At 60.5% G+C, this 12,218-nt stretch carries 12 protein-coding genes; 11 read left to right on the top strand and 1 reads right to left on the bottom strand.

Features of this window, described 5'->3' with window-relative positions; all coding sequences use genetic code 11:
• The 9 genes from FHX76_RS06085 (at position 1) to FHX76_RS06045 (ending at position 9,387) form a co-directional block, all read left to right on the top strand.
• Positions 1-933 carry an NAD kinase gene (locus tag FHX76_RS06085; RefSeq protein WP_243848587.1) on the top strand — a complete coding sequence of 311 codons (933 nt, stop codon included), beginning with the start codon at positions 1-3 and terminating at the stop codon, positions 931-933.
• The gene (recN, locus tag FHX76_RS06080; RefSeq protein ID WP_167148907.1) at positions 926-2,620 is read left to right on the top strand and encodes a DNA repair protein RecN; all 1,695 of its coding nucleotides are present in this window, start codon (positions 926-928) and stop codon (positions 2,618-2,620) included. The genes FHX76_RS06085 and recN overlap by 8 nt, the downstream gene beginning before the upstream one ends.
• 62 nt (positions 2,621-2,682) lie before the next feature.
• Positions 2,683-3,870 carry an AI-2E family transporter gene (locus FHX76_RS06075; protein ID WP_167148905.1) on the top strand — a complete coding sequence of 396 codons (1,188 nt, stop codon included), beginning with the start codon at positions 2,683-2,685 and terminating at the stop codon, positions 3,868-3,870.
• A gap of 159 nt (positions 3,871-4,029) precedes the next feature.
• Positions 4,030-4,488: a DUF3817 domain-containing protein gene (locus FHX76_RS06070; protein ID WP_167148903.1), complete on the top strand. Its 459-nt coding sequence runs from the start codon at positions 4,030-4,032 to the stop codon at positions 4,486-4,488.
• A gap of 59 nt (positions 4,489-4,547) precedes the next feature.
• Positions 4,548-6,242, top strand: a complete 1,695-nt coding sequence (locus FHX76_RS06065; protein WP_341777873.1) for a CTP synthase — start codon at positions 4,548-4,550, stop codon at positions 6,240-6,242.
• Complete coding sequence (locus FHX76_RS06060; protein WP_167148899.1) at positions 6,235-6,906, top strand: NUDIX domain-containing protein; 672 nt, start codon at positions 6,235-6,237, stop codon at positions 6,904-6,906. Before FHX76_RS06065 ends, FHX76_RS06060 begins: the two co-directional genes overlap by 8 nt.
• Positions 6,907-6,992: 86 nt before the next feature.
• Positions 6,993-7,946: a site-specific tyrosine recombinase XerD gene (locus tag FHX76_RS06055; RefSeq protein ID WP_341777872.1), complete on the top strand. Its 954-nt coding sequence runs from the start codon at positions 6,993-6,995 to the stop codon at positions 7,944-7,946.
• A 143-nt stretch (positions 7,947-8,089) separates the two neighbouring features.
• A complete protein-coding gene (locus tag FHX76_RS06050; protein ID WP_167148895.1) occupies positions 8,090-8,824 on the top strand; it encodes a hypothetical protein in 735 nt (244 codons plus the stop codon).
• Positions 8,825-8,844: 20 nt separating this feature from the next.
• Positions 8,845-9,387 carry an RNA polymerase sigma factor gene (locus FHX76_RS06045; protein WP_167148893.1) on the top strand — a complete coding sequence of 181 codons (543 nt, stop codon included), beginning with the start codon at positions 8,845-8,847 and terminating at the stop codon, positions 9,385-9,387.
• A 7-nt stretch (positions 9,388-9,394) separates the two neighbouring features.
• On the opposite strand, the gene FHX76_RS06040 is transcribed toward FHX76_RS06045, so the two are convergent.
• Positions 9,395-10,333, bottom strand: a complete 939-nt coding sequence (locus FHX76_RS06040) for a cation efflux transmembrane domain-containing protein (RefSeq protein WP_167148891.1) — start codon at positions 10,331-10,333, stop codon at positions 9,395-9,397.
• Between the two features lie 184 nt (positions 10,334-10,517).
• On the opposite strand from FHX76_RS06040, the gene FHX76_RS06035 reads away from it, so the two are divergent.
• Both FHX76_RS06035 and FHX76_RS06030 read left to right on the top strand, forming a co-directional pair.
• Positions 10,518-11,351, top strand: a complete 834-nt coding sequence (locus FHX76_RS06035) for a ParA family protein (RefSeq protein WP_167150384.1) — start codon at positions 10,518-10,520, stop codon at positions 11,349-11,351.
• A 10-nt stretch (positions 11,352-11,361) separates the two neighbouring features.
• On the top strand, positions 11,362-12,216 hold the full coding sequence (locus tag FHX76_RS06030) for a segregation and condensation protein A (RefSeq protein WP_167148889.1): 855 nt from the start codon (positions 11,362-11,364) through the stop codon (positions 12,214-12,216).
• Positions 12,217-12,218: the final 2 nt, after the last annotated feature.

Here is a 12,218-nt window from a genome sequence, read left to right as displayed (position 1 = left end):
TTGGTACAGCACTCCGCACGCGCACGGCCACAGCATATTCTGCTGGTTTCACACACCGCGCGTCGCGAGGCCATTGAGGCTTCGGTCACCGTATACCACCAGCTGATTGAGGCCGGCGTGGTGCCTGTCATGAGCGCCGACGAGCGCGCCTGCGTGTTTGCGCACACCGGCGAAGAACTGAACATCGCACTGCTCCATACCGATATTGGTATTGATCGCATAGACAGCGCCATCGTTCTTGGCGGCGACGGCACGATTCTGCGAGCTGCCGAGTTGCTACGCGGAGCATCCGCCCCCATCTTGGGAGTGAACCTCGGGCATGTTGGCTTCCTCGCAGAAAGCGAAAAACACGATCTCTCACAGGCAACAACAAGCCTGCTTTCCGGCGAATATCAGGTTGAAGAACGCATTACCCTTCAGGTTGATGTCTCTCACGACAACGAGCTTGTCTACTCAACCTGGGCGCTCAACGAAGCAACGGTTGAGAAGGCATCCCGAGAACGGATGCTTGAGGTAGTTATCGAGGTCGACGGCCGCCCGCTGTCAAGCTTTGGTTGTGACGGCGTTGTCATGTCAACGCCAACGGGCTCAACCGCCTATTCGTTCTCTGCCGGCGGCCCCGTCGTCTGGCCGAACGTCGACGCGCTGCTCATGGTTCCCCTCAGCCCCCACTCGCTGTTCAACAGGCCGCTTGTTGTTGACCCGAGTTCATCGCTTGTTGTTGAGGTGCTCGAACGGAACCAAGGCACTGGTGTGCTTTGGTGCGACGGCCGACGCACCTGGGATTTGCCGCAGGGTGCACGAGTGACGGTTACCCGCTCCGAGATTCCTGTGCGCCTCGCACGCATCGCTGACGCGCCCTTTACCGATCGTTTGGTGAATAAGTTTCACCTTCCCGTTGACGGATGGAGAGGACCGGTGCGCGGTGATTAACGAACTGTCTATTCGTGACCTCGGCGTGATTAAGGACGCGAGGCTTCCGCTTGGCCCCGGCTTCACCGCCATTACCGGAGAAACCGGTGCCGGTAAAACAATGGTTGTCACGGCACTTGGTCTGCTGCTTGGCGCTCGTGCCGATGCCAGCTCTGTGCGCTCGGGGGCGTCGCAGGCACGAGTCCAGGGCATCTGGCACGTTGGCGACTCACCCTCGATTGCCCGGCGAGTGGATGACGTTGGCGGCGAGATCGAAGCGGGGGAGCTCATCCTCAGCCGAGCCGTTTCGAGCGAAGGACGCAGTAGGGCCACCGTTGGCGGGAGCGCGGCACCCGCAGGCGTACTCGGCGAGCTTGCGTCCGAGCTGATTGTGGTGCACGGGCAGTCCGATCAGCAGCGGCTCCGCTCTGTCAGCGCCCAGCGTGAGGTGCTTGACCGTTTTGCCGGCACTCCCGTTGCCACGGCCCTTGCCGCCTACCAAGAGATTTACAACCGCCTCAGCGAACACCGGGCCGAACGCGACGGTCTGTCCGACGACCGCGAACGGCGACAGCGGGAAGCCGCAGAGCTTCGCCTTGCCGTCGACGAAATCGCCGCGGTTGCTCCGCAGCGTGGCGAAGACACGGAGCTCGCAGAACGTTCCGAGATCCTGACCAATAGCGAGGCCATCCGCACCGCGACCGCAGGGGCGCGTGAGGCGATCTCGGCCGAAGACGCCGAGGCCCCAGGATTTGACGCCCGCAGCCTCATCGAAACGGCCAGGAGAGAGCTCGAACGAGCCGTCGCTTTTGACCCTGCGCTCGCGGCCGTCACCGAATCCGTGACGAGCGCCAGCTTCTTGCTTGACGACGCCGTGACGGAACTCTCTCGATACCTTGCCGGACTCGACGAAGACACAACGCGCGAGCTTGAGCAGGTGCAGGAGCGTCGAGCATCCATCGCCACCCTCATGCGTAAATACGGCCCAGAGCTCAGCGATGTGATCGCCCTTGAATCCACCGCAGGCCAACGCCTGTTCGAACTCGACGGTGACGACGACCGCATCGCGGTTCTCGCAACGCTTATCGATGATGACGAGGCAGCTCTTGTTGGCGCAGGCGACACCCTCAGCCAGCTGCGCCGTGAGGCCGGCGACCGGCTCGCGGCCAACGTTTCGCACGAGCTTTCTGCCCTCGCCATGCCCGATGCTCAACTTGTTGTCTCAGTTGAGCCCCTTGCCGAACCAGCCAGCCACGGCGCTGACGACATCAGCATCCTGCTGCAGCCGCATCAGGGAAGCGACCCTCGTCCGCTCGGTAAGGGCGCGTCTGGAGGCGAGCTCTCACGCGTCATGCTCGCCATCGAGGTGGTTGTTGCTGGCACAGACCCGGTGCCGACGTTTGTGTTTGACGAGGTTGACGCAGGTGTTGGCGGTGCCTCCGCCATCGAGATCGGTAAGCGACTTGCCAGACTCGCGGAATCATCGCAGGTTATTGTCGTGACTCACCTTGCGCAGGTGGCCGCCTTTGCCAATAACCACCTGCAGGTCGTTAAAGACAGCTCAGGGGGATACACCGAGAGCAGCGTAACCACGCTCACCGGCGATGCCAGAGTTGGCGAGATCGCCCGACTGCTGTCGGGTTTGAGCGACTCTTCGAGTGCGCTCACGCACGCACGGGAGCTACTAGAACTGTCGCACAACAGCTGAGTCGATCAGACACGCGCCCCGACCGACCACCGCAAGTTGGGTTCACACGTTATTGTCGGGCCATGGCCTTTCGAGCAAAACGCACACCGTCAGCATCCCGCCCCGCAGCAAAGCAAGCATCAGAGGCCGCGGCTGTGGATGCTGTTGGCCCGAGCCTTGACGATGACCTCCTCGAAGAATCCGCGCGCCGCCCGAGTAAAGAGATAAGCGTGCGTTCGCCGTTTGCCCTTGGCTTCATCGTGACAATGGGTGGGCTGCTTGCGATTGTTGTTGGGGCGGCCATCGGCCAGCTGTCAACGATTATCGTGTACATCGTTGCGGCGTTGTTTGTTGCCCTCGGACTCGACCCGATTGTGCGCTGGCTCGAAAAGAAGAAGATGAGTAGGGGGCTCTCAATCGGCGTCGTATTTGGCGCGTTCACCCTCATCGTTGGTGGGCTGCTCGCGATCATTGTGCCGCTACTTGCCCAGCAAATTGGCGAGTTCGTTCGCCTCGCCCCACGATATCTGACCGATATTCGCAATCAAGAGTGGTTCAAGGACTTCTCTAAGCAATTTGGTGACGCCGTTGACCTTGGCGGACTCATCGACCTCGGGATCGGCTTCATCAACAAGCCGGAGAACTGGACAAACCTCGCCGGCGGCATCTGGCACGCGGGTATTGGCATCGCCAACGGGGTGACGGCCACGATCATCGTGTTGATCCTGAGCCTGTACTTCTTGGCGTCACTCAGCAAGATGAAGCAGGGAGCCTATTCGATCGTTCCACGGTCGAGCCGCCGCAAGGTCATTGACATTACCGAGCAGGTCTCCAAATCTATTGGTGGATACGTCAACGGTATGGTCCTGCTTGCCCTGCTGAACGCGGGACTCGGCTTTATCGCGATGACGATCTTCGGCGTTCCGTTTGCCGGCGTGGTTGCGGTTGTGGTCTTCCTGCTCGCCCTGATCCCGCTGATTGGCTCGGTGCTCGCGACTGGCGTTGTGGTGGTCATCGGCCTGTTCAACTCGCCGGGGACGGCAATCGGTATTGGCATTTACTACATCATCTACATGCAGCTTGAGGCGTATCTGCTGACGCCTCGCATTATGAACCGTGTGGTTTCTGTTCCCGGATCACTCGTTGTTATCGGAGCGCTCGCAGGTGGTACGTTGCTTGGCCTCCTTGGCGCACTCATCGCAATCCCGGTGACGGCAGCATTGCTCATGATCGTGAAGCAGGTCGTCGTCCCCGCACAGAATCGGCGCTAGAGACGACGACAGCACCTGCAGCCGCCTGTTGAGGCCAGCACGGACTCTGGCTGAGCAAGCGTTCATCTGAGCCTGATACGGTTGGGCTGCCTCCCGATAGATCCTTTGGTGAGCCCATGACCGCTCATTCTTGACCCTCAGCCACTTTGAAAGGGCCACATGTCGCCGCGCAATCTTTTCCGACTCTTCGCATTTGCCGAGGCGGTGACCTGGGCCTTTCTCCTCATCGCGATGTTTCTCAAATACGTGACGCAGACGACGGATGCCGTTGTTCCGATTGCGGGAGGGCTACACGGCTTTGTTTTCCTGAGCTATGTGCTCACAACCTCCTTCGTCTGGGTCAACCAACGGTGGTCGGTTGGCCGCGGAATGCTGGGACTCGTCTCCTCGGTACTGCCGTTTACGACTATCCCATTTGAGCTTGTTGTTGACCGCAAGGGCGGCCTCGACGGGCCGTGGCGGCTTGTGCCCGGTGGCGACGCGCCACACGGATTTATTGAACATGTACAGGCCTGGGTGCTGCGGCGCCCATTCGTGGCGATTGGTCTTGGCGTACTTGCCGTTGCCGCCGTCTTTGTGGTCTTGCTGATTCTTGGCCCACCAATTCCGAAGGGTTAGCCGAGCAAAGTGCTCGGTGGTGTGTCGGTAGCCTCCGGATGCTGTTAGGATTGAAGCCCGTGGTAGATAACATTAACGCGGGCAATCAAAACGGCATTACGAAGCACATTTTTGTGACTGGTGGTGTCGTTTCTTCGTTGGGCAAGGGGCTTACGGCGGCCAGTCTCGGCAACCTGCTCACGGCCCGCGGACTCCGCGTGGTCATGCAGAAGCTTGACCCGTATCTCAACGTAGATCCTGGAACGATGAACCCGTTCCAGCACGGTGAAGTCTTCGTGACCGATGATGGCTGCGAGGCTGACCTCGACATCGGGCACTACGAGCGTTTCCTCGATGTGAACCTCGACAGGGCCGCAAACGTCACGACCGGTCAGATCTACTCAACCGTGATCGCGAAGGAACGCCGGGGCGAGTACCTTGGCGACACCGTTCAGGTCATTCCGCACATCACCGACGAGATCAAAAACCGGATGCGCGCGCAGGCCGAGCTTGACCCTCGCCCAGACGTCATCATCACCGAGGTTGGTGGAACCGTTGGCGACATTGAGTCGCAGCCGTTCCTTGAGTCGGCCCGCCAGCTGCGCCACGAGCTCGGACGCAAAAACGTCTTCTTTGTGCACGTCTCACTCGTTCCCTTCATGGGAGCGTCAGGCGAGCAGAAGACAAAGCCAACGCAGCACTCCGTTGCGGCCCTTCGCTCGATCGGCATCCAGCCAGACGCCATTGTGCTTCGCAGCGACCGCCCAGTGACCGACGCAAATAAGCGCAAGATCGCGCTCATGTGTGACGTTGATTCAGACGCAGTCGTTAACGCAATCGACGTGCCAAGCATCTACGACATCCCCGGCATGCTCAACGATCAGGGCCTTGACGGCTACATCGTTGAACGCTTTGGCCTGCCCGCATCGCAGGTTGACTGGAGCGGCTGGCAGCCGGTTCTGGATGCCGTCCACAACCCAAAGCACGAACTCACCATCGGACTTGTTGGTAAATACATCGACCTGCCAGACGCTTACCTTTCGGTTACAGAGGCGCTCAAAGCCGGCGGCTTTGCGCACGGGGCCAAGGTCAGCATCCGCTGGATACCCTCCGACGACTGCGAGTCGGACGAGGGAGCAGCGGAAGCGCTCGCCGAGGTTGACGGAATCTGTGTGCCGGGTGGCTTCGGCATCCGCGGCATCGAGGGCAAGCTTGGCGCGCTCCGGTTTGCGCGCGAGAACGGTATCCCCGTGCTCGGCCTGTGCCTAGGCCTCCAGTGCATGGTTATTGAGTATGCCCGTAACGTCGCAGGCCTTGAGGGAGCGTCCTCGACAGAGTTCGACCCTGAGACACCCGTTCCTGTTATTGCCACGATGGCCGAGCAGGTTGACATCATCGACGGGGGAGACCTTGGCGGAACCATGCGCCTTGGCCTGTACCAGGCGGCGCTCGGTGCCGACTCTATCGTTGCGGAGCTGTACGGTTCGACGCTGATTGAAGAGCGTCACCGCCACCGTTACGAGGTGAACAACGCGTACCGTGCGGCGATTGCCGACGCAGGACTCGTCTTCTCCGGAACCAGCCCAGATGGCGAGCTTGTCGAGTTTGTTGAGCTGCCCCGCGAGGTACACCCGTTCTACGTGTCCACCCAGGCCCACCCGGAGCTGCGTTCACGCCCAGGTCGTCCACACCCGCTGTTTGCCGGTCTGGTGCAGGCATCCCTTGACCGCCAGCAGGCAAGCCGCCTGTTCGAGGTAAAGTCAGAGGATGCCTAAGCCAGAAGCCTCTCAAACGTCGCCCACGTACGCCGCCGATCTCATCGACGGCGTGCCCGGTGAACGTGTGATTCATTCGAGCGAACGTGCCTTTGCCGGCGCTGTCTGGGATATTCGACGTGACTCATTCGAGTACGGCGGCGAAACGCTTGTTCGCGACTATATGGATCACACGGGCGCGGTTGCTGTTCTTGCCCTCGATGAGAGCGACCGTGTCCTGCTCATTCAGCAGTATCGGCATCCGATCGCGGTTCGTGACTGGGAGATTCCAGCTGGTCTGATGGACGTAGTTGGCGAGTCTCCGCTTCTTGGCGCCAAGCGTGAGCTTGCAGAAGAGGCAGACCTGGCCGCTACCGATTGGTCACTCTTAACCGAGTTTTATACCTCGCCTGGCGGGAGTAGCGAGTCCATTCGGGTGTACTTGGCACGTGGGCTTTCTGCGACTGAAACCTTCGCACGGACTGGAGAAGAGGCTGACATCGAGCGCGCCTGGGTGCCGCTCGACGACGTGGTCACTGCGGTTCTTGAGCGTCGCGTCCAGAACTCAGTGATGTGTATTGCCGTGCTTGCCGCCCATGCATCACGCGAGCGCAACTGGTCGACGCTTGGTAATGTGGACGAGCCATGGGAACGCCGCGAGTGGGTGAGGGGCGAGCGGTCATGATGCCTCCGTCTGTCGGCGTTCCGCCGGTACCTGCTGACAGCGCATCGAATCGCACCCAACCATCACGAGTACACGATCCGCGCCGCGTGGCTCTTGACCGCACAGTCGAGAACTTCTTGCGTCACGTGTCATTTGAGCGGGGGCTGTCCGAAAACACCGTTGCCGCATATCGGCGAGATCTTGCGGTCTATGGGGATTGGTTGATCGCGCAACAAGAAGGCGACCTCAGCTCACTCACTGAAGCCGATGTCTCTGACTATGTCGGTTCGCTGGCCAGCCGAACCGCTGACGACGGCACGTTGGCGCTCAGTTCGGCCTCGGTTGCTCGGATGCTGTCGTCCGTTCGGAGTTTGCACCGATATCTGCTGCGCGAGGGGCTCGTCGCCGAGGACGTCACACATGACCTGACGCCGCCCAAAAAGCCTCAACGATTGCCAAAAGCAATCACCGTCGACGAGATGGGCATACTGCTTGGGGCTGTCACCGGCGATGATCCCATCGCCGTGCGAGACCGGGCCATTCTTGAGCTGCTCTACGCGACGGGGGCCCGTGTCTCTGAGCTCACCGGCCTCACCGTTGATGACGTCTTGGCAGTCGGCGAAGACACCGGCGAGGGAAACAGCTCAGCGGTAAACCTCATCCGAGTGGTTGGAAAAGGAAATAAGCAGCGCATCGTGCCGTTTGGTAGCTACGCAAAGGCAGCACTCGACGCGTATCTTGTGCGCTCGCGGCCAGTGCTTGCCGCCCGAGGAAAAGGCACGCCTTCGCTGTTTCTTGGCTCGAGGGGCGCGCCGCTGAGCAGGCAAAGCGTGTGGTTGGTTATCCAGTCGGCGGCGGAGGCCGCTGACCTTGGCGTTGAATTGTCACCCCATACCTTTCGCCACTCCTTTGCCACGCACCTGCTGCAGGGCGGGGCCGATGTTCGCACGGTCCAAGAATTGCTTGGCCATTCGTCTGTTGCAACGACCCAGATCTACACCCTGGTGACGGCGGATACCCTGCGCGACATGTATGTGACGGCCCACCCGCGAGCACGCTGACGATTGCAGCCGCGCGTTGTAGAGCCTTTGCGGGCGCCAACGCGAAACAAAATTACAGAACATTCAGAATATTTTGGGGCAAGGTAGACGGATTGAGCGAGTCATGGCGCGTATAGGGTGACCCAATTGAAAGGACCCCCCCTATGAACACCGAAGAACTTGAATCGCTGCTCCGCCGAAGCACCCCATCGAACGTCATCAGGACCGCCTCGGTGCACAACGAGACCGACCAACTTCTTGCGAATGTAGCGCAGACGGCCGCGCTGCGTGGTGGGAACCGGCACCTGAAACGTCGCCGCCGCGCGATAGCCGCATTTGGCTTTGGCGGTGCTGCGCTGCTTGGGATTGGCGCGAGTGCCCCGGTGACGGTGCCCCTTCTCGCGGACTGGGTAAACGGCACCGCGGTTGTGAGCATTGCCCAGCAGTACACAATTGACGGCGGCGAAGCCGCTCATTGCCAGGTGCAGCTGCAGGTTGCCCCGCTTCCCACCGTGAGCGAAGCAGAGCCGTCTGAGGTCACGGCGACGTTTGATAACGTTGACGGAAACGATTTTGAACCATTGGGCGGCGCCATCGCGGTTAGCGCAGCTGGTGACCCAGAGCAGTACAGCGACGCTGAGTTTCAGGCGGTTGAGGAGTTTCTCGCCGGGCGTGATTGGACTCAGCTCGCGGCAACGCTTGCGGAGCAAACCGTTTCGACCGATCCGGCAACAACGTATCCTGGGCTGGAGGATGAACAGGTCCGTCGCGCAGTAGTCGTTGCTGAACGAGCCGACGACCTCCTCGCACTCATCGAAACCGAGCTCGCCAACAACGGGCTGAATGCCAAGAAATCGGCCGCGCTGAAACTCTTTGCCTTTTGTGAGGCACCCAAATGAGTCGAAGGACGAACGCACCGATGACCGCAACGGTAGAAGCGCTCATCCGCCAGAACGCCACAGATCTGCTCGCATACTTTCTGCACCGAATTGACAACGCCGAAGATGCCGCTGACCTGCTGAGCGAAACCTGTGCGGTCGTGTGGCAGAAATGCGACCGCATTCCGAACGACGAGGTGCGCGCACGCATGTGGATGTTCGGGGTTGCCAGGATCACGTTGCTTCGCCACTACCGCGGGCGACGACAAACGGATGCGCTGAGCCAACGATTGCGAGGTGCCGTACGTGAACGCGTTGAGAACGAGCGCAGCCTGAGCGATCAGGCCGAGACCCACGATTTTGTGCGCGAGATGGTGCGGTCGCTCCCTGAGCGGCAACGTGAGCTCATTATCCTCGTCTACTGGGATGGACTCACTGCAGAAGAGGCCGCCGCCCATCTCAAGATCTCGAGCTCAACGGTCAGGACCCATCTTCAGCGCGCCCGGAGCAGGCTCGGTGAGCTGCTTGACGGTGAGACTGACGACTCTGCAGCTGCCTTGTTTCCCGTCGCCATCGCGGGGTGAGCTGGCGTTAGATCGCGAGGTCGCGGTCCGTCGTGAGCTCGACGTTCGCCCACAGATCGTAGCCAAGCGTTTCGACGCGGGAGATGATCGCCCGTCGAACCTTGTCTTCTTCTGAGACATCCCACTCGCCTGCGAGCACCACAAAATCGGCTTCGAGGTAGAGACGTTTGCCAATTTTATGCATACGCACGATGGGATCGTCGAGCCCAAACGACAGTTGCACCTCCGCAAGGATATTGTGCACGGCGGCTTGAATATCTGCGGGAGGCGCGGCCTCGAGGAGCTCGCCAAACCCTGTGCGCAGCAGCTTGATTGGAACGGGCGCGAGCAACAACACGGCTACAAGCACAAGGATTGGGTCGATGTAGCGAATGATGCCGGAGAGCGAGGGGACGTTGGCGAGCATCAGCGCGGCGACGGCGCCAACCGTCATCACAACGCTCAGACCAGCGCCGGCCTTCCACTGCGAGGCCTCGGCCTCGATGAGCTCAGAACCCTTGGCCAACTTCGGCAGCAGGATGGTCACCGCAATCCCGATGGCTGCCGTAATAAAACCGTAACCGGCCACCGCAAGCGGAGCGACCTCGCTGCCACCCTCGCGAATGATGACAACCGCATCCGCCGCCGCATATACGAGCGTGCCAACAAGGGCGAGGCCCTGAATTGCGATTGCAAACGGGGTGAGGCTCTCGCGGCCAAACGGATACCTGGCCGTCGGCCCAGCCTCAACGGTTTTTGATACCCGTAGCGAGAACCACGAGAGCCCGATGCCGAGAAGAAGGTAGACCCCGTCGAAGAGGACGATGCGCGCTCCTGTGATAATGCCCCAGACGACGGCCACCGTGGCCATCCCAAGCGAGACAGCCATCGACACAACGAGGGCTCTCCGCTCGGTTGAGGCAGCGCTGGTTGGCTGGAGGGGCGGTCGCGTCTCGCTACTGGTCACAGCATCACGGTAGCAGCCAGCGTTGATTCTGCCGAGGAAAAAATGTAGACCTGCCTTGGCCAAACCGAAGCTCCGGCCAGCCGCTAGGATTATGGGAGATTAAGACGTTGTACGTTCACGAGGATGTTCGACGGAGAAAGCGAGGAACCCGGTGGCAAACACGGAGCAGAGTGGTGCGGCAGCGATGGGCCCAACTGGGCGCCCCATCACGGAGTTTCCCGTACCCGCACCGCTCTCAAGCCACGGCCCTGCCCGCATCATTTCGCTGTGTAACCAGAAGGGTGGCGTTGGCAAGACCACAACATCCATCAACCTTGCCGCCGCGCTCGCCGCGTATGGGCGCCGCGTGCTGGCGATCGACTTTGATCCACAGGGCGCGCTTTCGGCCGGACTCGGTGTCAACAGCCACGACGTTCCCACCATCTACGACCTGCTGCTTGGCAGCGTCAAGGACCCCCGCGAAGCTATCCAGCACACCGAGGTTGACGGGCTCGACGTGATTCCTGCCAATATCGACCTCTCAGCGGCAGAGGTACACCTCATCAACGAGGTTGCCCGCGAGCAGATCCTTGCCGGCGTGCTTCGCAAGGTGAGTGACGACTACGATGTCATCCTTATCGATTGCCAGCCGTCGCTCGGCCTGCTCACGGTCAACGCGCTCACCGCAAGCCACGGCGTTGTGATTCCGCTCGCCTGCGAGTTCTTCGCGCTGCGCGGTGTTGCCCTTCTGATTGAGACCATCGAGAAAATCAAAGATCGCCTCAACCCCGTCATCACCATGGATGGCATCATCGCGACCATGTTTGACTCCCGTACGCTGCACTCACGTGAGGTACTTGACCGCGTCGTTGAGGTCTTTGGCGACCAGTGCCTCGAAACGGTTATCGGCCGCACCGTCAAGTTTCCGGATGCGTCGGTCGCGGCAAAGCCCATCACCACGTTTGCTCCAGATCACGCCGCGGCAAAGGCCTACATGCAGCTCGCGAGGGAGCTCGTGGCCCGCGGAGCCGTTGCGTAGGTGAGTGGTTATGGTCGTCGACAGGGTTCCTGACGACGCGGTTGATGTTGCTGATGCCTCGGCGAACACCGCCGAGAGTGATGGCGAGTCGTTTAGGGTCTCCCTTGGTAATTTTGAGGGCCCTTTTGATCTGCTGTTGAATCTCATCGGCAAGCACGAGCTTGATATCACCGAGGTCTCGCTCAGTAAGGTCACCGATGAGTTCATTGCGTATCTGCGCGAGCTCAATTCTGCTGACGAACTCGACAAAGCTTCAGAGTTCCTCGTTGTTGCCGCGACCCTGCTTGACCTGAAGATCGCAAGCCTGCTTCCGCAGGGCGAGGTGGTTGACGCCGAGGATGTTGCACTGCTTGAGGCCCGCGACCTGCTTTTTGCCCGTCTCCTGCAGTACCGCGCATTCAAGATGGCCGCCGCCTGGTTCTCCGAACAGCTTGGCAAGGAAGCCACCCGCCACGCGCGTCAGGTGCGTCTCGAAGAGAAATATCGTCAGCGGACCCCTGAGCTCGTCTGGACGCTGAGCCTCGAAGATTTTGCGGCGCTCGCGACCCTCGCGATGGCGCCGCGAGAGTTGCCGTCGGTTGGTCTTGATCACCTGCACGCACCCCTCGTGAGCATTCGGGAACAGGCCGCGTTCATCGTGAGTCAGCTTCGTTCAGGAGAAGCCGTCTCCTTCCGCGAACTCATCGCGGGCGTCGCAGAGCGCGGTGTTGTCATTGCCCGCTTCCTTGCGGTGCTTGAGCTGTACCGCCACGCGTCGTTGACGTTTGAACAGCTCGAACCGCTCGGCGATCTTGTGCTGCGGTGGACCGACAGCGATTGGTCAGACGACGACCTTGCAAACCTTGGAGCAGATTATGACGGGTAACT

The sequence above is a fragment of the Lysinibacter cavernae genome (assembly GCF_011758565.1).
GTDB lineage: Bacteria > Actinomycetota > Actinomycetes > Actinomycetales > Microbacteriaceae > Lysinibacter > Lysinibacter cavernae.
The sequence above is the reverse complement of the archived record's forward strand: the minus strand, read 5'-3'. Positions and strand labels throughout refer to the sequence as shown.